This is a genomic window from Shewanella zhangzhouensis (assembly GCF_019457615.1).
GTDB lineage: Bacteria > Pseudomonadota > Gammaproteobacteria > Enterobacterales > Shewanellaceae > Shewanella > Shewanella zhangzhouensis.
Genome location: NZ_CP080414.1, coordinates 2130532 through 2152530 on the forward strand (window position 1 = coordinate 2130532; position 21999 = coordinate 2152530).

The 21999-nt window shown below is 52.7% G+C and carries 20 protein-coding genes and 1 tRNA gene; 14 read left to right on the forward strand and 7 right to left on the reverse strand.

The window, feature by feature from the left end:
- Positions 1-15: 15 nt before the first annotated feature.
- The 4 genes from fldA to K0H63_RS09175 form a co-directional block, all read right to left on the reverse strand.
- A complete protein-coding gene (gene fldA / locus K0H63_RS09160) occupies positions 16-543 on the reverse strand; it encodes a flavodoxin FldA (protein WP_203326954.1) in 528 nt (175 codons plus the stop codon).
- A gap of 53 nt (positions 544-596) precedes the next feature.
- Positions 597-869 (reverse strand): LexA regulated protein, encoded by a 273-nt coding sequence (gene ybfE / locus K0H63_RS09165; RefSeq protein WP_011759816.1) that lies wholly within the window; start codon positions 867-869, stop codon positions 597-599.
- A gap of 7 nt (positions 870-876) precedes the next feature.
- Positions 877-1098, reverse strand: a complete 222-nt coding sequence (locus K0H63_RS09170; RefSeq protein WP_011759817.1) for a DUF2788 domain-containing protein — start codon at positions 1096-1098, stop codon at positions 877-879.
- 96 nt (positions 1099-1194) lie between these two features.
- On the reverse strand, positions 1195-1983 hold the full coding sequence (locus K0H63_RS09175) for an alpha/beta fold hydrolase (RefSeq protein ID WP_220067670.1): 789 nt from the start codon (positions 1981-1983) through the stop codon (positions 1195-1197).
- A 266-nt stretch (positions 1984-2249) separates the two neighbouring features.
- Between K0H63_RS09175 and seqA the strand changes: the two genes are divergently transcribed.
- Together seqA and pgm are read left to right on the forward strand one after the other, a co-directional pair.
- Complete coding sequence (gene seqA, locus K0H63_RS09180) at positions 2250-2813, forward strand: replication initiation negative regulator SeqA (RefSeq protein WP_220067867.1); 564 nt, start codon at positions 2250-2252, stop codon at positions 2811-2813.
- 38 nt (positions 2814-2851) lie between these two features.
- Positions 2852-4513, forward strand: a complete 1662-nt coding sequence (gene pgm, locus K0H63_RS09185; RefSeq protein ID WP_220067671.1) for a phosphoglucomutase (alpha-D-glucose-1,6-bisphosphate-dependent) — start codon at positions 2852-2854, stop codon at positions 4511-4513.
- A gap of 79 nt (positions 4514-4592) precedes the next feature.
- Here the strand turns inward: pgm and msrA are convergent, their stop codons facing one another.
- Complete coding sequence (msrA, locus tag K0H63_RS09190; protein ID WP_220067672.1) at positions 4593-5087, reverse strand: peptide-methionine (S)-S-oxide reductase MsrA; 495 nt, start codon at positions 5085-5087, stop codon at positions 4593-4595.
- Positions 5088-5341: 254 nt separating this feature from the next.
- Between msrA and astE the strand changes: the two genes are divergently transcribed.
- From astE to K0H63_RS09250, 12 genes are all read left to right on the forward strand, one after another.
- The gene (astE, locus tag K0H63_RS09195; protein WP_220067673.1) at positions 5342-6388 is read left to right on the forward strand and encodes a succinylglutamate desuccinylase; all 1047 of its coding nucleotides are present in this window, start codon (positions 5342-5344) and stop codon (positions 6386-6388) included.
- Positions 6389-6540: 152 nt separating this feature from the next.
- Positions 6541-7719, forward strand: a complete 1179-nt coding sequence (locus K0H63_RS09200; protein ID WP_220067674.1) for a thiamine pyrophosphate-dependent dehydrogenase E1 component subunit alpha — start codon at positions 6541-6543, stop codon at positions 7717-7719.
- Between the two features lie 3 nt (positions 7720-7722).
- Entirely contained in the window at positions 7723-8700 is a 978-nt protein-coding gene (locus tag K0H63_RS09205; protein WP_220067675.1) for an alpha-ketoacid dehydrogenase subunit beta, read from the forward strand.
- A 9-nt stretch (positions 8701-8709) separates the two neighbouring features.
- Positions 8710-10290, forward strand: coding sequence for a dihydrolipoyllysine-residue acetyltransferase (locus tag K0H63_RS09210; RefSeq protein WP_220067676.1), 1581 nt, complete (start codon positions 8710-8712; stop codon positions 10288-10290).
- Positions 10291-10443: 153 nt separating this feature from the next.
- On the forward strand, positions 10444-11511 hold the full coding sequence (gene nadA / locus K0H63_RS09215; RefSeq protein WP_220067677.1) for a quinolinate synthase NadA: 1068 nt from the start codon (positions 10444-10446) through the stop codon (positions 11509-11511).
- Between the two features lie 167 nt (positions 11512-11678).
- The gene (locus K0H63_RS09220; protein ID WP_220067678.1) at positions 11679-13679 is read left to right on the forward strand and encodes a methyl-accepting chemotaxis protein; all 2001 of its coding nucleotides are present in this window, start codon (positions 11679-11681) and stop codon (positions 13677-13679) included.
- A 362-nt stretch (positions 13680-14041) separates the two neighbouring features.
- Positions 14042-14129, forward strand: a tRNA-Ser gene (locus tag K0H63_RS09225).
- 227 nt (positions 14130-14356) lie between these two features.
- Positions 14357-16144, forward strand: coding sequence for a DUF885 domain-containing protein (locus K0H63_RS09230; protein ID WP_220067679.1), 1788 nt, complete (start codon positions 14357-14359; stop codon positions 16142-16144).
- Between the two features lie 179 nt (positions 16145-16323).
- Positions 16324-16998, forward strand: coding sequence for a response regulator transcription factor (locus K0H63_RS09235; protein ID WP_220067680.1), 675 nt, complete (start codon positions 16324-16326; stop codon positions 16996-16998).
- A gap of 111 nt (positions 16999-17109) precedes the next feature.
- The gene (locus tag K0H63_RS09240; protein ID WP_220067681.1) at positions 17110-18237 is read left to right on the forward strand and encodes a M14 family metallopeptidase; all 1128 of its coding nucleotides are present in this window, start codon (positions 17110-17112) and stop codon (positions 18235-18237) included.
- A gap of 5 nt (positions 18238-18242) precedes the next feature.
- On the forward strand, positions 18243-18560 hold the full coding sequence (locus tag K0H63_RS09245; protein WP_220067682.1) for a zinc ribbon domain-containing protein: 318 nt from the start codon (positions 18243-18245) through the stop codon (positions 18558-18560).
- Entirely contained in the window at positions 18557-18850 is a 294-nt protein-coding gene (locus K0H63_RS09250; protein ID WP_011759834.1) for a YeaC family protein, read from the forward strand. Before K0H63_RS09245 ends, K0H63_RS09250 begins: the two co-directional genes overlap by 4 nt.
- Before the next feature lie 57 nt (positions 18851-18907).
- On the opposite strand, the gene ansA is transcribed toward K0H63_RS09250, so the two are convergent.
- A complete protein-coding gene (gene ansA, locus K0H63_RS09255) occupies positions 18908-19921 on the reverse strand; it encodes an asparaginase (RefSeq protein WP_220067683.1) in 1014 nt (337 codons plus the stop codon).
- A gap of 167 nt (positions 19922-20088) precedes the next feature.
- Complete coding sequence (sppA, locus tag K0H63_RS09260) at positions 20089-21942, reverse strand: signal peptide peptidase SppA (protein ID WP_220067684.1); 1854 nt, start codon at positions 21940-21942, stop codon at positions 20089-20091.
- Between the last annotated feature and the right edge of the window lie 57 nt (positions 21943-21999).

Sequence of the window (21999 nt, forward strand, 5' to 3'; positions counted from 1 at the left end):
GCAAAGTTAAAGAAATCAGTCGGCCAACTCGGCCAGGCACATTTCTTCGTAAATCTGTTTTACCCACTGATCAACGCGCTCTTCGGTGAGTTCTGGCTGACGGTCTTCATCGATACCCAGACCCACGAAGTGATCGTCATCCACCAGCGCCTTGGAGGCTTCGAAGTTATAACCGGCAGTAGGCCAGTGACCGACGATAATGCCACCACGGGTTTCGACGATGTCGCGTACCATGCCCATGGCATCGAGGAAGTACTCGGCATAATCTTCCTGATCGCCGCAACCGAAAATGGCTACCAGCTTGTCGGTAAAGTCGATTTGCTCAAGCTCAGGGAAAAAGTCGTCCCAATCGCACTGCGCTTCACCGTAGTACCAGGTTGGGATCCCGAACAGCAGCAGGTCGAATTCGGCGATCTGCTCCTTGGTGCTCTTGGCGATGTCTTTGACATCCACCATCTGCTTACCCAGTTTTTTCTGGATCATCTTGGCGACAGCTTCGGTGTTGCCTGTGTCACTGCCGAAAAAAAGACCTACAGTAGCCATTGTCTTTCCTTTAAATATCAGTTGCGTTTACGCGGCATCCACAAAAGTTTGACTCAGTCGTCAAACGATTGCTTAAGTATGCATTCGATTAATTGGCTGCGGCTGATGTTACTGGCCAGCGCCTTTTCGTTCAAGGCGTCGTACAAATCTTGTGACACCTTTAACTCTATTCGCTTGAGGCCCTTTGCCTTATCCCGTTGGATCTGGTTACGCTTGTTAACCCTCAGTTGCGTTTCCCGGGGAAGGGGATTGCTTCTGGGACGTCCACGGCGTTTTTCATCGGCAAAGAGATCGATTGTTGTTCTGTCTGCTGCTTCTTTTGCCATTTTGTCATTAGCCTATACCGGCGCCTTCCCAAGTCATTTGAATAATGCCCTTGGCGATAAAGCCTGCACACCCTAAAAACAGCACCAACCACACAATATAACGGCCAAACTTGGGCACATTGCCCTGTTTCAGCACATCATGGATTGCCATGCCAATGAAGAAGAATATGGCAGCGAAAAACAGGTTTAATCCCAGGGTTTCTATTTGCTGCATATACTCGGCTAACATCAGCGCTGACTCCGGCGTTGCTTGGCGTAGGGGTAAAACCCGGCCTTGAAAAAGAGGCGCGAATATATCACATCATATTAGCGTCTGCTATAGCCTTTACCCGTGTAACTCAGGGCGTTGGCTGTCCAGAAAATTTTTCACCAGTCGGTTAAAGATGCTGGGCTTCTGTGCGTGTAACCAGTGGCCGGCTCCCCCAATGGACTTAAGTTGCACCTTGGGAAACTGGGTGAGGATGGCGTCTTTATGTTCAGCGGTAACATAGTCTGACTCATCACCGCGGATAAAGAGTGTCGGACCATTGTAAGAGTCATTACTGAACGGCCAACCGATAATGCCGTCATAGGAGGCTATCAGCCCGTCGAGATTCATCCGCCAACTGAAACCAGACTCCGCCCGGCGAAAGCTTTTCAGCAAAAACTGTGCTGTCGCGTCATCCACACTCCTTGCCAGCAGGTGATTCAAGGCCTCCTTCCTGTCGACGCTGCCATCCAGGGGCAAAGAGGTAAGCGCCGCAAACACTCGTTGATGGCGGGGGGCATAGGGCACGGGGGCGATATCGGCGGCAACCACGGAAGCGACTCGTTCAGGATATAGAAGCGCCGTTGCCAACACGATTTTACCGCCCATGGAATGACCAATCAGATGCGCTTTGGTAGCGCCCAGTTCATCCAGCAATGACACCAGACTCTGGGCCAGACTTTGGTAGTCCATCTTATTCCAGTGGGGGCTTTGGCCGTGATTGGGCACATCTATGCGAGTAACGCGATAGTCGGTTTCCAGGGTCTGCGCCAGTGTCTTGAGGTTATCCAGATCACCGAAAAGGCCATGAACCAGAATGACATCTTCCCCGGAGCCTTGTGTCTGATAGTTAAGCTGCGCTGACATGTAAATCCTGCCTGTTGATTGGGATTAACACTTAAAGGCGGCAATTTTGCCCTCAAGCACGGGCGCAGGCAAGAAAAGTGGCCTGCACCATTGATGTGCGATTAAAAAATGCCCGCTTGTTCGCTCCCTGGCTTGGTAATCATCATCTCGGCCACGGTTTTCATTTTAGAGCGCTTTATCAATCTGTTGGACTGGCTTACACTGGGCTTTCTTCGGCGAAGCGGCATGCCTTGCATGCCTGATAAGACAAAAGGAAAGCATTGGTGATGAAATATATCGAAGTGGACGAAGAGCTCTATCGTTACATAGCCGGCAAGACTGAACGTATCGGTGAGAGTGCGTCGGATATTTTACGGCGTTTGCTGGGACTCTCTGTCGCCGAAGTCTCAGAAGTGGCACCTGTCGATATCAGTGAACCTGGCATGGAACAAGAGCCGGTGCATGTGCCCGAGGTCGAGCCTGAGCCGGACGTTGCCGCCCAGACCGAGATTGATTTTTCAGACTTGCTCAGTGAAGCGGGTCTGTCAGCGCAAAAAGGCGCCGTAGGCCGTTTTCTTTATGCGCTGGAATGTTTGCACCAGGCCGCACCTTCACGTTTTGAACAGGTGTTGCAAATTCAGGGACGCGATCGTCTCTACTTTGCCACATCCAAAGAAGCCCTGCTCAAGGCAAGCCAATCGGCCAACCCTAAAGAAATCGGTACAAGCGGTTTTTGGGTAACCACAAACAACAATACCGCTAAAAAACGCACCATACTTGAAGAAGCCCTGGTGCAGTTGGGTTGCGATCCGGTTCGTGCCAAATCCCTGGGTGAGCTGGCGCTCGCCTGAAACGACACCATTAGCCATCTACGATAAGGAATTCAGCCTTGGCCATCCATGACCGCGCAGGCAAGCAAGCACAGCAAGGGGATTTGGTTAATATTCCCAAACTCATGAGCCACTATTATCGACTCTTGCCGGATGCGAGCGATCCCGCTCAGAAGGTGAGTTTCGGTACTTCCGGCCATCGCGGCTGTGCTTTTCATCGAAGTTTTAACGAGCAGCATATTCTTGCCATTGCCCAGGCGGTGGTCGACTGGCGTGCCCAGGCTGACATCACCGGCCCCCTGTATCTCGGCATCGACACCCATGCGCTGTCTCAGGCGGCTTATTTGTCTGTTATAGAAGTGCTGATTGCCAACAAGGTTCAGGTGTTGGCGCAGCGTGATGATGCATACACGCCAACCCCTGTGGTCAGTCAGGCCATTGTGGCCGCCAATCGCCATCAAACGGGTGAAGGTGCAGTGCTCAGTGACGGCATCATTATCACACCGTCACACAACCCACCCCAGGACGGCGGCATCAAGTACAACCCACCCCACGGTGGACCGGCGGAAGGGGATATCACTTCCTGGATTGAAACACGTGCCAACCACTATCTGGCACACGGCCTGGATGGTGTTCGCCGGGTCAATTACGGTATCGCCTCGGGTCTTTCGCTGCTTAGCCACGTCGACCTGATTTCGCCCTATGTTGAAAGCCTTGCTGAGGTGATTGACATGGCCGCAATTGCCAAAGCCGGTGTACGTATAGGTGTTGACCCTCTGGGTGGCAGCGGCATCCATTACTGGCGCCCTATCGCAGAGCACTATGGTCTTGATATCAAGTTGGTAAATGACGCAATAGATCCAACCTTCGGTTTTATGCCATTGGATAAAGACGGCAAAATCCGCATGGACTGCTCATCACCCTATGCCATGGCCGGGCTTCTGGTGCACAAGGATAAGTTTGATATCTGTGTGGGTAACGACCCGGATTATGACCGCCACGGTATTGTCTGCCCGGGCTCTGGCCTGATGGATCCGAACCATTATCTGGCGGTGGCTATCGATTATCTGCTGGGCCACAGGCCACTCTGGGCCAAGACCCTGTCGGTGGGTAAAACCCTGGTGTCCAGCGCCTTGATAGACAAGGTCTGCACGGCTCATGGGGTGCCTCTGATGGAAGTGCCCGTGGGCTTTAAGTGGTTTGTTGATGGCCTTGCCGATGGCAGTGTGTGTTTTGGCGGTGAAGAAAGTGCCGGGGCGGCGTTCCTTAAACTGGATGGCAGCACCTGGTGTACCGACAAAGACGGCTTTATTTTGGCCCTGCTGGCGGCTGAGATCCTGGCTGTTACCGGTAAAACTCCGGCAGAGCGCTATGAAGAGCTGGTCGCCGAACATGGTCGCAGCTTCTATAAGCGTATCGACAGCCCACTTAACCCCAAAATGAAAGCCAAGTTTGGGGCTCTGAATGCTGAAACCCTGGGCGCCATCTCTGTCGCAGGCGATACCATTACCGCCGTGTTGACCAAGGCACCCGGCAATGGGGCCGCCATTGGTGGCATCAAGGTGTGCACAGATAAAGGCTGGTTCGCCGCGCGTCCATCCGGTACTGAGCCCTTGTTTAAGCTCTATGCCGAAAGCTTTGTCAGCGACGCGCATCTTGGCGAGCTAATTACTGACGCCCAGAATTTGCTGGGAACGGCACTCAAGGCCATCAAGCTGTAAAAGACCACCGCTAAGCCATATTAAAAAACGCGCCTTTGGGCGCGTTTTTTGTTGGATAAGTATTTTGTCGTTTGCTGTATCAATATTCGATATGGCAGCTTGGCAGGTTGTTTTTATCCAGATAATTCTGGTGATACTCTTCGGCTACATGGAAGGTTTGCAGTGGTACTATCTCGGTCACTATATGGCGGGTACCCCAGCGGCCTGAGCGGGCGAGGGCGAGTTTGGAGGCTTCGGCCTGTTCTTTTTGCACCTTGTCGTGGAAAAAGATGGTACTGCGGTACTGGGTCCCTATGTCGCCACCCTGTTGGTTAAGACTAGTAGGGTTATGGTTTTTCCAAAACACCTGCAGCAAATCGTCAAAGCTTACCTGGCCTGGGTCAAATTCCACCTGCACGACTTCGGCATGGCCTGTGATGCCTTTTTTTACCTCTTCATAGCGGGAATATTTGTCGTTACCGCCCATGTAACCGCAGGTGGCGTTGATCACGCCCGGGATCTGCCGGAAAAAATACTCTACACCCCAAAAGCAGCCGGCGCCAAAGGTGGCAAATGATGAACTGGATTGTGACATGGAAACCTCTATGGATGTCTGGACGGCTAAATTGTGATGAAATTGGTTCAGAAAAGCAATAGGGCCTCACACCTTTGTCTGCTCCATCGGCAACTCCATGAGTAAATGGTTGAGAATGAGCGCAAATAGCTGTGATAGTATTGGCACAAAACGCTGCGAGGCTAAAGGAATGCCTGCCAAAGGCGTGGCTCAGGCCCACAGGCAGTTCATCGCAATAGCCCAACGCAAGAAAGCCTCAGAGAAAGGAGACCCAAGTGCTTAACCTACTGCAAGGCTGCAAAGACTTTTTGCATCTTACCCTGTCCAATCCTGAACACTTAGACCCCATTCCCCCACAGCTGATGTACGGACATACCCAGGTGAGTCTCTGGGATACAGGTGCGCTGGTGTTTGAGCCTGCCGATGGCAACAGTCAAAAAGATATCGTGCTTTCAAGTGGGGTGCACGGCAATGAAACGGCGCCCATAGAGCTTTGCAACGGCCTTATTCAGGATCTGCTGGAAGGGCGGCTGCAGGTAAAAGAGCGGGTATTGTTCCTTATTGGTAACCCCGCTGCCATCAACAATGGCACCCGTATCGTAGATGAAAACATGAACCGGCTTTTTAGCGGTGAACACAGCCGTGGACCTGGACTCAGTAACCCCGAGCGGATACGTGCTAAAAAGCTTGAAGCCTATGTCACCCGTTTCTTTAAAGAAGGTGCAGAAAAGGGAGAGGGCAGGCAGCGCATTCATTACGATCTGCACACCGCCATCCGTGGCTCCAGGCATGAAAAGTTTGCCATCTACCCCTACCGCCCTGGCCGTGCCTTCAGCGGAGAGCAAATCATGTTCCTGGCGGCGAGTGGTGTGGATACCGTGCTCTTCCACCACGAACCGACCACCACCTTCAGTTATTTCTCATCTGAGTTGTTCCGCGCCGATGCCTTTACCATTGAACTGGGCAAGGTATATCCCATGGGACAGAACGACATGAGCAAGTTCGCCAATACCCGGGAAATGTTTAAGCGCCTTATCTGTGGTGAGCCGCTGGAGCTTGCACCTTTTGATGAAACTCAGGTGAACCTCTATCAGGTCTGCCGGGTCATTAATAAGGAAGCCGATGACTTTGAATTTACCTTCAGCACCGATGTGGAGAACTTTACTTCTTTCCCACGCGGGCACGTAATAGCACGTCAGGGTGGCAAGGATATTTTTGTCGAGCAGGAAGCCGAGGCGGTGGTGTTCCCCAACGCCAAGGTGCCCGTTGGCCAGCGCACCGTGATCATGCTGGTTCCCGCGGTGAACCCTCGCGTGGAATAAGGCTGTAAAGCAATTAATACATTCAAACGGGGGAAACTTGTCCCCCGTCATAGTGTAATGATTGTCAGGTAGTTTACGTTAACGTAATGTTCATCCCGCGTTTTACATACAGGTCTGCCGTGGGTGGGCCTCAATGATAACAAGAGCAGAATATGAGCAACGCATCAACAAACCAAGAGACAGTGCACAAAGTCTCCTTCCTCGACAGGGAGTCGCTGCACATCCCCATTCTCAAGATCCTTCAGGCGGACGGTACTCCCTACGAGGAAGCCGTTCTGCCGCAAATCGATGAAGCCCTCGCCAAGCGCATTTACGACGCCTGCGTGTTTACCCGTGTGCTGGATGAGCGCATGCTGGGTGCGCAGCGCCAGGGCCGTATCAGTTTTTACATGACCTGTACCGGTGAAGAAGCGGCCATTCTCGGCAGCGCCGCGGCCCTGGATGACAAAGACGTTATCCTGGCCCAATACCGTGAGCACGCCGCCCTGCGTTATCGCGGTTTTACCACCGAGCAGTTTATGAACCAGATGTTCAGCAACGAAAAAGACCTCGGTAAAGGCCGCCAGATGCCCATCCACTACGGCACGGCCGCGCTGCATTATCAAACCATTTCATCGCCACTGGGTACCCAAATCCCACAGGCGACTGGTGTGGGTTACAGCCTGAAGATGAAAGGCGAACGCAATGTGGCTATTTGCTACTTTGGTGAAGGCGCGGCGTCTGAAGGCGATTTCCACGCAGGCATGAACATGGCTGCCGTGCTCAAGTCTCCGGTGATTTTCTTCTGCCGCAACAACGGCTATGCCATTTCCACCCCCACAGAAGAGCAATTTGCCGGTAACGGCATTGCCAGCCGCGGTGTGGGCTACGGCATGCATACCATCCGCGTAGACGGCAACGACATGCTGGCGGTGCTTGCCGCCACCCAGCAGGCGAGAGCTTATGCGCTCGAGCACAATGCCCCTGTGCTGATTGAAGCCATGACTTACCGTCTTGGCGCTCACTCAACTTCGGATGACCCTTCCGGTTATCGCTCCAAGGAAGAAGAAGCCAAGTGGCGTGAGCACGATCCGGTTAAACGCTTCAAGCTGTGGATGATTAACAAAGGTTGGCTCGCCGAAGCCGATGATGAAGCCATGTACGAGCGTTACCGCGAAGAAGTCCTTGCTGCAGTGAAAGTGGCCGAGAAGATCCCGGCGCCCCGCATCGATGAGATCATTGAGGATGTTTACGATGAGCCCACGCCACTGCTGAAAAAGCAGCTGGAGTCACTGAAGGCTCACGTGAAGAAGTATCCGCAAGCTTATCCAAAAACTGCAGGGAGACTCTAAGCCGTGGCTGAAATGAATATGTTGCAAGCCATCAACAGTGCCCTGCGCATTGCGATGGAAAAAGACCCGACCATGTTGGTATTCGGGGAAGACGTGGGCCACTTTGGCGGCGTGTTTCGCGCGACCTCCGGCCTGCAGGATACCTTTGGCAGAGGCCGTTGCTTTAACACCCCGCTGACCGAGCAGGGTATTGCCGGTTTTGCCAACGGTTTGGCCTCCAATGGCACCACCGCCGTGGCCGAAATTCAGTTCGCCGATTACATCTTCCCGGCGTTCGACCAGATTGTAAACGAGAGCGCCAAGTTCCGTTATCGCTCAGGTAACGAGTTCAATGTGGGCGGCCTGGTGTATCGCACGCCTTACGGTGGCGGTATTGCCGGTGGTCATTATCACTCTCAGTCGCCTGAGGCCTATTTCACCCAGACCCCGGGTCTGAAGGTGGTTGTGCCCCGTAACGCCCATCAGGCCAAGGGTTTGCTGTTGGCGTCAATCCGAGACAAAAACCCTGTGGTCTTCTTCGAGCCCAAGCGCCTGTACCGTGCCAGCGTTGGTGAAGTGCCTGAAGGTGATTATGAGCTGCCACTGGGCAAGGCCGAAGTGGTGAAAGAAGGTAAAGACGTCACGCTGCTCGCCTGGGGCGCGCAGATGGAAATCGTTGAAAAAGCCGCCGAAATGGCGGAAAAAGAAGGCATTTCCTGTGAAATCATCGACCTTCGCACCCTGTCCCCCTGGGATGTGGACACAGTAGCCGCGTCGGTAAAAAAGACCGGCCGTTTGCTGATTAACCACGAAGCGCCGCTCACCGGTGGCTTTGCCGGCGAAATCGCTGCGACCATTCAGGAAGAGTGCTTCCTGTATCTGGAGTCGCCCATTGCCCGGGTGTGTGGTTTGGATACCCCGTATCCACTTATCCACGAAAAAGAATACATGCCGGATGCGCTCAAGACCTTTGAAGCCATCAAGGCGAGCGTCAACTTCTAGGAGCCCGGTATGATTAAAGATTTTATTTTGCCGGACATCGGTGAAGGCGTCGTAGAATGTGAGCTGGTTGAATGGCTGGTGAAAGAAGGCGACCTCATTGCCGAAGATCAGCCCATTTGCGACGTGATGACCGATAAAGCCCTGGTGCAAATTCCGGCGCCGTTTGCCGGTGTGGTCAGCAAGCTTTATTACGCCAAGGGTGAAATCGCCAAGGTACATGCTCCCTTGTATGCGGTTGAAATCGAAGGCGAGGGCGCCGATGCGGCAGCGGCTCCGGCTGAAGCGACTCCTGAAGCTGCACCTGCTGCCGCTCCCGTAGCAGTGAGCGCAGGCAAGCAGGTGGAAGATTTCCTGCTGCCCGATATCGGTGAGGGGATTGTGGAATGTGAGCTGGTCGAGTGGCTGGTAAACGAAGGCGATATGGTTGAAGAAGATCAGCCCATTGCCGACGTGATGACCGATAAAGCTCTGGTACAAATTCCCGCCCTTAAGGCCGGCAAAATTGTCACCCTGCATTATCGCAAGGGACAGCTTGCCAAGGTGCATGCGCCGCTTTACGCCATCGAGGTGGAAGCTGAGCATCCGGTAGCTACAGCTGCCGCAGCGCCTGCCGTGTCAGCTGCCGCTGCTGGAACCAGCCACGTCGAGCGTGCTGCTCCGGCCACCGCTGCTGTTAACGGCAATGGCAAGGCGCTGGCAAGCCCTGCGGTGCGCCGAATGGCCCGCAGCCTGGATGTGGATTTGTCGCAGGTGCCCGGCAGTGGTAAGCATGGCCGAGTCTATAAAGAAGATATTGAGCAGTATCTGAAGGGCGGCGCAGCGCCGGCAGTTCAAGCAGCTGCTCCTCAGGCAGCCGCAGTGGCGGCCCCTGTACAGCCTGCGGCAGGTGACAGGGTTGAACCAATTCGCGGCGTAAAAGCCGCGATGGCACGTCAGATGATGGACTCAGTGTCCAGCATCCCGCACTTTACCTACTGTGAAGAAATTGACCTTACTGAACTCGTTGCTCTGCGCGAGCGCATGAAGGCCAAGTACAGCAGTGACGATGTGAAGCTGACCATGATGCCATTCTTCATGAAGTCGTTGTCACTGGCACTCACAGAGTTTCCGGTGGTGAACAGTCAGGTGAATGCCGATTGCACTGAGCTGACCTTCAAGGCAAGCCACAACATAGGCATGGCGGTGGACTCCAAAGTTGGCCTGTTGGTGCCCAACGTGAAAGACGTGCAGAGCAAGTCGATTCTGGATGTGGCACGCGAAATAACCCGTCTCACTGACGCTGCCCGCAGTGGTCGTGTGAGTCCGGCGGACCTTAAAGGTGGCACCATCTCCATCTCCAACATTGGCGCCCTGGGCGGCACTGTGGCGACGCCTATAATCAATAAGCCTGAGGTGGCCATTGTGGCGCTGGGTAAGTTGCAGACACTGCCGCGCTTTGCCGCCGATGGCAGCGTGCAGGCCCGCAAGATAATGCAGGTGAGCTGGAGCGGCGATCACCGGGTTATCGATGGTGGCACCATTGCCCGTTTCTGCAACCTGTGGAAGCAGTATCTGGAGCAACCGGAAGACATGCTGTTGGCCATGCGCTGATAATTGCTTATGCTTCATCAAAGGACGCCTGCGGCGTCCTTTGTTTTTTCGTATGGTTGATGGGCCCGTACTCAACTCCCCCGGAGAAAACACCTTAATCTTTTGGTCGGGTTTTCGTATAATGCGCCCAAGTTGTGTGATGTTGGAATTACCATGAGTCAGCAAGCCCCTATTCTGGAACCCATTCAGTATCCATTTCCAGCCAAGCCGATTCCGCTTTCGGATGTGCAAAAGCTGGAATACAAAGAAAAAATCAAGGCGCTTTTGAAAGCTCGGGATGCCGTGCTTGTTGCGCACTATTACACAGATCCCGAAATCCAGGCTCTCGCAGAAGAAACCGGCGGCTGTGTATCGGATTCTCTGGAAATGGCACGCTTTGGTCGCGATCACGCCGCCAAGACGCTTATCGTCGCCGGTGTGAAGTTCATGGGTGAAACCGCCAAAATCTTAAGCCCGGAAAAAACCGTGCTGATGCCGACGCTGGAAGCCACCTGTTCGTTGGATGTGGGTTGCCCCATCGAGACCTTCAGTGCGTTCTGTGATGCGCACCCCGACCACACTGTGGTGGTGTACGCCAACACCTCGGCGGCGGTAAAAGCCCGTGCAGACTGGGTAGTAACCTCAAGCATTGCCCTCGAAATCGTTGAGCACCTGGACAGCGAAGGCAAGAAAATCATCTGGGGCCCGGACAGACACCTTGGCAGCTACATCGCCAAACAAACCGGCGCCGAGATGCTCCTGTGGCAGGGCGAGTGTATTGTTCACGATGAGTTCAAAGCCAAGGCGCTGCGAGAGCTTAAAATCCAGTACCCGGATGCTGCCGTACTGGTGCACCCTGAGTCACCCGCCAGTGTGGTGGAGATGGCCGATGCGGTGGGCTCAACCAGCCAGCTGATTAAAGCGGCGCAAACCTTGCCAAACGACACCTTTATCGTGGCCACCGACAAGGGCATCTTCTACAAGATGCAGCAGGCCGCGCCCGGTAAGACATTGATTGAAGCCCCAACCGGCGGCAATGGCGCCACCTGTAAGAGCTGTGCCCACTGCCCCTGGATGGCGATGAATGGGCTTAAAGCTATTGAGGCAGCGCTCAGCGCCAAGGATGCCAGTGCCCACGAGATTTTTGTTGATGACGCACTGCGCGAAAGGGCGAAACTGCCGCTTGATCGTATGCTGGACTTTGCCAAAACCCTCAATATGCAGGTGAAGGGCAACGCCTGATACTCGCAGCGTCAGCCTGAAATATGATCTACTCCACAAAAACCGCTTCGGCGGTTTTTTTATAAGCAAACCAAGACCAATTGGGTATATGCCGACTACACTTAGCCTTCTAGAATCCATAAAGCCCCTATTTCAGGTGCGTCTTTATTAGTTTAAAGGGAACCTATATGAACATGCCATGGATTGCCAATCTCAGTATGAAACTTAAACTTATGTTGGTGTTCATGCCACCTTTGTTGGGCTTTGTCATTTTTGGTGGCATTCTTCTCAACGATAAAATTGACGAATCCAACTCTCTCCAAAAAGTACAGCAATTAACAGAGCTTGCTGTCATCAATAGTGCTTTGGTGCACGAGCTGCAAAAAGAGCGCGGCATGAGCGCAGGTTTTTTGGGCTCCAGGGGCCAGAATTTCAAAGCTCAATTGCCTTCACAACGCAGTTTGACCGATGAAAAACTGCGTACATTCACCCAATACGTGAAGGGAAAGCAGTTTGCCAGCCATGTGCAGGAAGAAGTGCAGGGGGCCGCGGCTGAACTTGGCAGACTGGCAAGCATTCGTGGTCAGGTGGACGGCCTGAGCATTTCAGTTGCAGACGAGGTCGCTTATTACACAGGCCTTAACAAACGCCTGCTTGGCATAGTCGACGACATAGTTCATGAAGGCGGTGATAAGAGAATCGCCGTGGCTTCTGCTGCCTTCAGTGCTTATCTGCAAATGAAGGAGCGCGCCGGCATAGAGAGAGCCGTGCTTTCCTCCACGTTCGGCAATGACGGTTTTAAGCCCGGTGTATATACCCGGGCAGTAAGGTTGATGTCAGAGCAGGATACCTATGCGGAGCGTTTCGATGCGCTCGCAACCGACGATTGGCGCCGCGATTGGCAGCGCACGTTACAAAGCCCTGAAATTGCAGAAGTAAGCCGTTACCGGGAGCTGGCCTTAAGCCAGGATAATCAGGCCATCGCCAAAACGTCTCCCGAGGACTGGTTTAAGGCATCCACCGCGCGGATTAACTTGCTTTACAGTTTTGAAAACGTCCTGGCAAAGAGTCTGGATGACCTGACAGATGCCCGTTTACAAGCCGCCAATTGGCAAATGACGCTGATGATGATTTTGTTGGTAGCTGTACTCGCTTTGGTCGCCCTGACCGGACTGTCAGTAATGGGATATCTCAATCGCGCGGTGGTGCATATTGAAAGTCAGATGCGCCGTGCCCGTGAAGAATTTGATTTGGCAACCCGCATCAAGGTAGACAGCGCCGATGAATTAGGCCGCCTTGGCGATGCATTTAACGGCATGATGACCGATTTTGAGGCTGTTATACATCAGGTTAAAACCAACAGCCTGAAAGTAACCGATGCCGTCAAACGCATGGAAACCCACTCCAATCAGATGCGCCATGATGTGGCTCAGGGACATTCCGAAGCAGAGCAGGTGGCATCGGCCATGACCGAAATGAGCGCCACTGTGAGCCAGATTGCATCCAACGCAGTGGAAGCCGCATCCGCGTCCGGCCAAGCCAGTCAGGAAGCCCGTACCGGCAATAAAGAAGTTGGTAACACCGGTAAAACCATCAGTGCACTCGCATCGGAAATTGATGCCGCGGCGGTCGCCATTACCAAGCTTGATACCGATATTCAGGGTATTGTGAGTGTGCTCGAGGTGATAAGCGGGATCGCCGAGCAAACCAATCTGCTGGCACTTAACGCTGCTATTGAAGCGGCAAGGGCAGGGGAAATGGGCCGCGGTTTCGCTGTGGTAGCCGATGAAGTGCGATCGCTTGCACAGCGAGCTCAATCTTCCACCACGGATATTCGCACCATGACAGAGCGGCTAAAAGAAGGTGCCAGGGTAGCAGTGGACGCTATGTCACGTGGCCAGACCCAGGCGCAGGCCAGTGTCCAGGAAGTCAATCATGCCGGTGAAGAGCTAAGACGCATCGTGGATTATGTGAGTGTGATTGACAGCATGAATGAGCAGATCGCAGCGGCGACCCACGAGCAAAGCGCGGTCGCTGAAGAAGTGAATCGGAATGCGCTCAGGATCAGTGAAATTTATCAGAATACCCACCAGGTCGCCGACGAGCTTGGCCGCATCAATGATGATTTGCTGAGTGCAGTGGATGCCATGGGTAAGGAAGTCAGCAAATTTTCCTTAAGTCGCGGCTGATAGATTCGCGTGGCGTAAAAGAAAATTGCTTTGTTTCAATTGGTAAAAAGCGGGCTTCAGCCCGCTTTTTTGTTGTCTTGAGTTTACGACTGCTGGTGCGAGTGTATTTGATGATAAGCCGCTCCCCCGAAATGGACCAAAGAAAGGGGATATGGCATACAGAACCAAACAGATTTTATCGCCCGTAAAAAGCCTTTGATACTTTGATAAATAACCAAAATGATCGTTATCTCACCGCTTTGCTCAGCAAGTATGCAAACGATAAAATTTATTGGCTTTTTGCTTGACCCTTTAAGGGCATTTGCGTAAAGTACCGCTCCGTCGACAGGGGAAAGCGAAGCGCTGACTGACGATAACAATTTGGTGAGGTGTCCGAGTGGCCGAAGGAGCACGCCTGGAAAGTGTGTATACGGAAACGTATCGAGGGTTCGACTCCCTCCCTCACCGCCACATTCTGAAACGGGGTTCGCAATTGCGAACCCCGTTTTGCTATGGGGCATTTTTGGATCAAACCAACGGTTTTAGGCTGCTTGTATTCATCCTGAATTTGGTAATCCAATCATACCAGCGCAAAATTCGTAACAAGAAATGTACTGACTTAAATTCACGGCAATTTAATGGTTTACTTAGGGACTTTATTTATCAGAGTCCCTTAGAAGGACTGAAAGGAATGCGCTGTGAAAAAAACTACCTTAGCCCTCGCCATTTCCATTGCTGCACTGTCCCTCGGCGCCTGCACCGATGGCACCACCACAGGTGGTCCTGAACAACATGCCAGTGCCAACGCTGTTGCAAGCCAACAAACTCAATCTTTTGCATCCTTCAGTGGCGCCTTTATTGATGCCCTCTGGGAAGTGGCCCCAACCTGGGCACTCTACAGCGGTTATCACAAATACGATGGTATTTTAGAAGTTGCCGATGAGGCGCAGCGCGCCAAAACCCTGGCGTTTGTAAATACCCAGCGTGAGATGCTACAGGCCTTCGATACAAAAAAACTCTCAACCAGTGAGTTGATTGACTACCGGCTGATTGACAATCTTCTCAATAGCGTCGAGTGGGAACAAACCCGCTTTCGTGCCTGGCAGTGGGATCCTTCCGGTTACAATGTGGCCGGCGGTTTTGCTCAAATCATTAATGAAGAGTTTGCGCCGCTGGATGAACGTTTGCGCTCTGTGGTGTCTCGCCTTGAGAATGTCCCTGCCTACTATGAAGCGGCGAGAAAAAATATCGACAATCCAACGCTGGAGCACACCGAGCTTGCATTGCTGCAGAATCAGGGGGCGTTCTCTGTCTTTAACGATGAACTTGTCGCCAAGGTGGAGGGCTCCGGCCTGACAGATGCCGAAAAAACTCTGTTCAAACAGCGTTTTGATGCCGCAATTGCCGCAATTAATGAGCATATCACCTGGCTCGAAACACTGAGCAATCGCCTTAAGGCCAATGGCGCCCGTGATTTTCGTATTGGCGAAGCGCTCTACGAAGAAAAATTTGCACTGGATATACAGTCGGGTATGACTGCCAAGGCGCTTTACGATAAAGCCAGCGCCGACATGATACGGGTTCATGCAGAAATGGCCCGGATCACCGAAGAGATTTGGGGTAAGTATTTCACCGAAGCCATGCCTGACGACTCCAAGGTCGCAACGCGAATGCTGATTGATAAGCTGTCGGCCAAGCACGTGAAGCGTGAAGACTTTGTGGATGAGGTGAGGGCGCAGATCCCAGAGCTGGTTAAATTCGTTAATGATAAACAGCTTATTACGCTCGATCCCAATAAACCCCTGGTGGTGCGCGAGACGCCGGAATACATGCGCGGCTATGCAGGCGCCTCCATCAGTGCCCCAGGCCCTTACGATAAAGGCGGCAACACTTACTACAACGTGACCCCACTGGACGGCATGTCCGATGAATCGGCCGAATCTTATCTGCGTGAATATAACCACTGGATTTTGCAGGTACTGAATATCCACGAGGCCATTCCCGGCCACTACACCCAATTGGTGTACTCGAACGAGTCGCCAAGTCTGATTAAGAGCCTGTTTGGCAATGGCGCCATGGTAGAAGGCTGGGCGGTTTACACCGAGCGGATGATGCTGGAAGAAGGCTATGGCAGCTTTGAGCCGGAAATGTGGCTGATGTACTACAAGTGGAACCTGCGGGTGATTGCCAACACCATTTTGGATTACAGCATTCAGGTCAAGGGTATGACACAGGAAGAGGCCATGCAGTTGATGACGGAAGAGGCTTTCCAGCAAGAGGCAGAAGCGGCCGGCAAATGGCGCCGCGCGACATTAAGCCAGGTGCAGCTGACCAGCTATTATGCTGGCTATCGGGAAATCTACGATTTCCGTGAAGAGCTCAAAGCCAAAGCCCCCGAGAGCTTTGATTTGAAGGCATTCCATGAGCGGTTCCTGAGCTTTGGCAGTGCTCCGGTCAAATATATCCGAGAGCTAATGGTGAACTAATCAACATCTTTTTCATGGTGAAGGGCCGCATTGCGGTCCTTTTTGTTATAAAGAAAAATCAATAGATAACAAACTATTAACTTAACGAACCAATGTCACATAACAGAACCAAATCTACTTGGCTGGCCCTTTATATCATGCTAATGTAAATAACAACCGTTCGCATTTAGATATGAGTCGTGAAGAAAATACTCTTGGTCGAAGACGATAATGGATTTCGGGAGCTGCTTACCGAGGCTCTCGAGCGGGAAGGTTTGTGTGTATCTGCTGCCACCGATGGCTTTGAAGCCCTCACTCTGATGGAAAAGGATGTGCCGGAACTTATCCTCCTGGACCTGATGATGCCGGGAATGGACGGTTTTTCCATGTTGATGCAACGTAAAAACCAGTTACCCGTGATTGTGATTTCCGCACTCGACAGTGAAGAGGAGCGTATTCGTGGCTATCAGCTGGGCGCCGATGATTTTCTGACCAAACCATTCAGCGTAAAAGAGCTGCTGGTACGTATCCAGGCGCTGGCCAGAAGGCTCAAACGCCAGGATGTACCGGCACACGATGAAGCAGACACACAAATTCATTTTGATGAAACACGCTACACAATTGGTATTGGCGACAGGCAAGTTATGCTTACCCAAACCGAGTTCAAATTGTTTCGTTACTTGTTCGAGCGAAAGGGACAGGTCGTGACCAAGGCCGAGCTGCAACGCAGTGTGTTGCAAAAAGAGTTTGGCCGTTTTGACCGTAACCTCGATATGCATATCAGCAATACCCGCCGTAAGCTTGCGCAAACCAAGCTGCCACGGAGCATGATAAATACGGTTCGCGGTCAGGGTTACAGCTTCGCCTGTTGTTAATAAGAATTGGCCGCAACGCATTCAAGAACGACTGCTTTTAGGGTATTCTAGGGCATCTTTCAGGCCCGGTATCGCCGGGCATGTATCCTACACACAGAGCAGGAACAGCAGATGCGGATCAGCGCCAATTTTGACGGCGGCAACATTCAGGTTGTCAGCCTTGACGATCACAACGACATTCAACTGGCGATTCGACCAGACGAAGGTGGCGAGTTCTTTCAGTGGTTTAACTTTCGTATGGAAGGGGAAGTTGGAAACCATTTTCGCCTGAATATCATTAACGCCGCTGCGGCGTCCTACCCGAAAGGTTGGGACGAGTATCAGGCAGTGGGCAGCTACGATCGCCAGAATTGGTTTCGTTTACCCACCCAGTTTCAGGACGGCAAGCTCTCCATCGATGTCACCCTGGATTGCAGCAGTATCCAAATAGCCTATTTCGCCCCATACAGCTACGAGCGTCATTTAGATTTGCTCGCCGCAGTGCAAATGCATCCTTTGGTCGACCTTGAACATCTGGGGCTCACCCTGGATGGCCGTGACATGACCCTGGTCAAAGTGGGTGACGGCGATAGCAACAAGCGCAATATCTGGATAACAGCCCGTCAGCACCCCGGCGAAACCATGGCGGAGTGGTTGGTGGAAGGCTTGCTCAACCGCTTGCTCGACCGTGAAAATGCCACCGCCAAGGCGCTGCTGGACAAAGCCAATTTCTACATTGTGCCCAACATGAACCCGGACGGCAGCGTACGTGGCCATCTGCGTACCAATGCCAAAGGGGTCAACCTCAACCGTGAATGGCAGACCCCATCCCTTGAGCGCAGCCCTGAAGTCTTTTATGTCGTTAATCGCATGAAAGAAACCGGTGTTGATCTTTTCTATGACGTCCACGGTGATGAAGGGCTGCCCTATGTCTTTGTGGCTGGCGCCGAAGGCGTACCTTGCTGGGATGCCCGCCTCGCCGATTTGCAAAAGCAATTCACCGATGTGCTGTGCCTTGCCAGTGCCGATTTCCAAACTGAATTTGGTTATGCCAAAGACGAGCCGGGCAAAGCCAACCTGACGGTGGCGTCCAACTGGGTCGCCCAGACATTTAATTGTCTGTCCAACACCCTGGAAATGCCGTTTAAAGATAACGCCAATCTGCAAGACCCCTTTGTGGGCTGGTCGCCAGAGCGCAGCCAGCAATTGGGTGAGGCGTCACTCATTGCCATGTTGGCCGTTGTAGACAAGCTGAGATAATCACTATGGCGTTAGTGCAATGTCCCATCTGCAACAAGCGGATTTCCAGTAAGGCGCCCCAGTGTCCACACTGCAACACCTCATCAGCAGGCGATAATGACTCGGCGCTGAGAATTGCGCAGATTAAAAAGTCACAGCGCCTCATGAATCAGAGTTTCATCACCATGACCCTGTTTATCGGTGGTGTTGTGGTGCTGTTTTGGGGCGGCGAAGAGCCTGAGGGTGTGCGGCTGACTGCCGGTGCAGTGCTCCTGACCCTGGGGTTTGTGGGTTATCTGGTTACCCGGGTCCAGATGGTAATAAATAAGCGGAAAAGCGTATGAAAGACTTGAATCAGCTGATTGATGAGATGCCATTGGAAGTGTACGAGCGCATGCGTTCGGCCGTAGAGCTTGGTAAGTGGGAAGACGGCAGCGTGCTGACCGAAGCCCAGCGCGAAAATGCCATGCAGGTCGTGATGCTGTATCAGGCCCGCATGCTGGACCAGGACGAACATTTCACCATAGCCCGCGGTGGCAGCATCAATGAGCTGTCCAAAAGCGAGCTGAAACGTCGTATGGCCTCGGACTTCGGTGGTGAGACCATCGCCACCTTCAGTAACGATGAAATCTGATCTGCTCAGTATGCAGTAAAGATAAGAAAGCCGGTCTCAGACCGGCTTTTATTTTGTTCAATCGCTGGTGAGTTCACCCACAAGATTGGTTTGCATGGCGGCTTTTATGTCTGCCGGAGGCAGATTTTTAGACAGCAGGAAATGCAATTTGGCGAGGCAGGCCTCGATGGTCATGTCGGCGCCACTGATAACACCTGCGCGGGCGAGGGCGTTACCGGTTGCATAGCCGCCCATATTCACTTTGCCCTGGAAACACTGTGTCAGGTTCACCAGTACCACACCCCGTTCGTCCGCTTCTTTGAGTGTATTAAGCAGTGCCGGGTCCTGAGGCGCGTTGCCTACGCCAAAGGTCAGTAAAATCAGCGCCTTTACCGGCTGCTGCAGTACGTTGATGAAAATATCGGTGGAGATGCCGGGGTACAGAGTAACCACACCCACAGGCTGCGGAGAAATACAGGCTACTTCCAATTTTCCTGTGGTTTCACGGGTGATTTTACCAGCCTTCAGGTTAATGGTTATTCCGGCTTCAAGCAGCAAGGGGAAGTTTGGCGAGGCAAAGGCATCAAAACCATCGGCGTGTGCCTTGGTGGTGCGATTGCCGCGAAACAGCTTGTTATTGAAAAATAAACATACTTCGGCCACCGGGTAACGGGCGGCAATATACAGGGCATTCAGCAGATTGGTTTGCCCGTCGGAGCGAAGCTGGGCGAGGGGGATTTGCGAGCCTGTCACTATCACTGGCTTACTCAGTCCCTGCAGCATAAAGGACAGCGCCGACGCCGTGTAGGCCATGGTGTCTGTGCCATGGAGGATGACAAAGCCATCGTACTTGTCATAGTTATCGCGGATATCATCGGCAATCATCTGCCAGTGGGCCGGCGACATGTTGGATGAATCAATCAGCGGGTCATACTCGTGGATCACGAACTCCGGCATTTCTTCGTGATAAAACTCCGGCATGGATTGAACACACTGGGTGAGAAAGCCGGCTACTGGCGCAAAGCCATTGGCGGTTTTCTGCATGCCGATGGTACCGCCGGTATAGGCGACATAGATGGAGGGCTTTTTCATGGGTGAGGTGACTGCTGTTTGATTTTGACCGAATTATAAGGATCCCGGCGCCTAAACGAAACCTCACGGGCACATTCAGTGAGAGATTCAGTGACAAATTCAGTGGTAACACAAGACGACCAAAGAAAAACCCGGCATGGGCCGGGTTTTTACTGTTCAGCGCTGACTTATTGGAGTTGGCAATATTCGCAGTAGAGGTAGACACCTTTGGGGTCGTCAAAGCGGGCGATTTCCTGCAAGGTCCTGGTCCAAACACGCAGCAGGGATTGCACCACATCACTCTGTTGTGTCTGCTGTGGCAGCCAGGCCGAGGCAGAGGCAAACATCTCCTGTATAAACAGCTCTTCAGGGGACATCTGCTGCTCAATCAACTGAATGTCAAAGGTCGCCATGCCGGCAAGTTCGGCGGCTTTGGCCAGTGCCTGTGGCATATCACCAATTTCGTCTACCAGGCCCAGTTCCAATGCCTTCTTTCCGCTCCATACGCGACCCTGAGCGATGGCATCGACCTGCTCCAGGGTCATGTCGCGTTCATTGGCGACCAGAGTGATAAACTCCTTGTAACCACGCTCGATATTGCGCTGAATGGCAGATTCGAGCTTGGGTGACAAGGGGCGGAAGGGTGAGTGTGCGGCCCATTCACTGGTGGCGACGCCGTCGGCATGCACACCAATGGCTGCCAATGAGTCTTCAAAAGTGGTCATCAGGCCAAAGATGCCAATGGAGCCTGTGAGTGTCGTGGGCGTCGCGTAAATGTAATCGGCACTGGCTGAAATCCAGTAACCTCCGGAGGCCGCCATACTGCCCATGCTCACGACCACAGGTTTACCGGCAGCCTTGAGTGCCAGAAGCTCCTGGCGAATTTCTTCTGAGGCAAAAGCACTGCCGCCTGGGCTGTCTACACGCAAAACCAGGGCCTTGATGGAATCATCAAAACGGGCATCACGAATTAACTGGGATGTACTCTTGCCGCCGATATCGCCGGGCGCCTGGAAACCGTTGAGAATGGTGCCCTTGGCAACGATAACGCCCACGCTGTCTACCGGCATAAACTGTGGCTGAGGTTTCACCAGCTTATGGTATTCGTGGAAACCCACCTGACGGAAGCTGTGCTCTTCCTTGTCTTCCCCCACGAGTTCAACCATGGCGGAGCGAAAAGCCTCGTCACTCATCAGGGCATCTACCCAACGCTGCTTTACCGCAAGTGCGGCACTGTCACCGTCGTTGGCATCCAGTCGCGCAAGATAAGTGTCTGCATCCAGCACCAGCTCACTGGTTTCGATACCGCGGTTTTTCGCAACCGTGTCGGCATAGCTACCCCAGAGATCGTCAATCAAGAGTTGGGTAGCTTCTCTGGCCGCCGGTGACATATCGTCGCGAATATAAGGTTCAACCGCCGACTTGTAGGTACCTACACGGAAAACGTGGGTGTTAACCTTGAGTTTTTCCAAAGCCGATTTGAAATAGAGGTTATAGGCGGCGTAACCGTCGATAAAGACTTCACCACGGGGATTGAGGTAAATCTCATCGGCATAACTTGCGAGGAAATACTGACTGCGGCCGTACCAATCGCCGATAGCCACCACCTTTTTACCTGACTCACGAAAACCTTTCAGGGCCTCGCCGACGGCGGTGAGCTTACTTATCCCTGCGCGCATGTTGCCAAGGTCGAGCACGATAGCGCCGATGCGCTCGTCGTGGGTCGCGTTTTCGATAACATAAAGCACGTCTGAAAGCAGGACTTCAGTATCTTCACTGTTTTGATTGCCCTGACGCATAAGTTGGGTAAAGGGATCGACACGTCTAGCCTGATCGACCAGATTGCCGGATAAGTCCAACACCAGGGCGCTGCCGGATTCAATACGCAGCTCATCTTCCGTGCTTAAAGCGACGATAGCAACAATCAACACCAGAATAAGTATTGGGAAAAATACGATATTAATTATCAGCTTACGGATGAAATTTATCGTATTCCAGATAAGAAGCAGGGTGTTTTTTGTTGTCAGGGGTTTTTTGGCCATTCAGCACTCCAATAGTTGACGCTGGACATATGCTACCGCAAATAACTCATTGCGGCG

Excerpts from the sequence above, each read along its gene's own strand:
- K0H63_RS09175 (WP_220067670.1), bottom strand. The coding sequence starts at position 1,983 with ATGTCAGCGCAGCTTAACTATCAGACACAAGGCTCCGGGGAAGATGTC.
- nadA (WP_220067677.1), top strand. The coding sequence starts at position 10,444 with ATGAGTCAGCAAGCCCCTATTCTGGAACCCATTCAGTATCCATTTCCA.
- K0H63_RS09245 (WP_220067682.1), top strand. The coding sequence starts at position 18,243 with ATGGCGTTAGTGCAATGTCCCATCTGCAACAAGCGGATTTCCAGTAAG.
- ybfE (WP_011759816.1), bottom strand. The coding sequence starts at position 869 with ATGGCAAAAGAAGCAGCAGACAGAACAACAATCGATCTCTTTGCCGAT.
- K0H63_RS09250 (WP_011759834.1), top strand. The coding sequence starts at position 18,557 with ATGAAAGACTTGAATCAGCTGATTGATGAGATGCCATTGGAAGTGTAC.
- K0H63_RS09170 (WP_011759817.1), bottom strand. The coding sequence starts at position 1,098 with ATGTTAGCCGAGTATATGCAGCAAATAGAAACCCTGGGATTAAACCTG.
- ansA (WP_220067683.1), bottom strand. The coding sequence starts at position 19,921 with ATGAAAAAGCCCTCCATCTATGTCGCCTATACCGGCGGTACCATCGGC.
- K0H63_RS09240 (WP_220067681.1), top strand. The coding sequence starts at position 17,110 with ATGCGGATCAGCGCCAATTTTGACGGCGGCAACATTCAGGTTGTCAGC.
- seqA (WP_220067867.1), top strand. The coding sequence starts at position 2,250 with ATGAAATATATCGAAGTGGACGAAGAGCTCTATCGTTACATAGCCGGC.
- sppA (WP_220067684.1), bottom strand. The coding sequence starts at position 21,942 with ATGGCCAAAAAACCCCTGACAACAAAAAACACCCTGCTTCTTATCTGG.
- K0H63_RS09200 (WP_220067674.1), top strand. The coding sequence starts at position 6,541 with ATGAGCAACGCATCAACAAACCAAGAGACAGTGCACAAAGTCTCCTTC.
- K0H63_RS09220 (WP_220067678.1), top strand. The coding sequence starts at position 11,679 with ATGAACATGCCATGGATTGCCAATCTCAGTATGAAACTTAAACTTATG.
- fldA (WP_203326954.1), bottom strand. The coding sequence starts at position 543 with ATGGCTACTGTAGGTCTTTTTTTCGGCAGTGACACAGGCAACACCGAA.
- K0H63_RS09210 (WP_220067676.1), top strand. The coding sequence starts at position 8,710 with ATGATTAAAGATTTTATTTTGCCGGACATCGGTGAAGGCGTCGTAGAA.
- msrA (WP_220067672.1), bottom strand. The coding sequence starts at position 5,087 with ATGTCACAATCCAGTTCATCATTTGCCACCTTTGGCGCCGGCTGCTTT.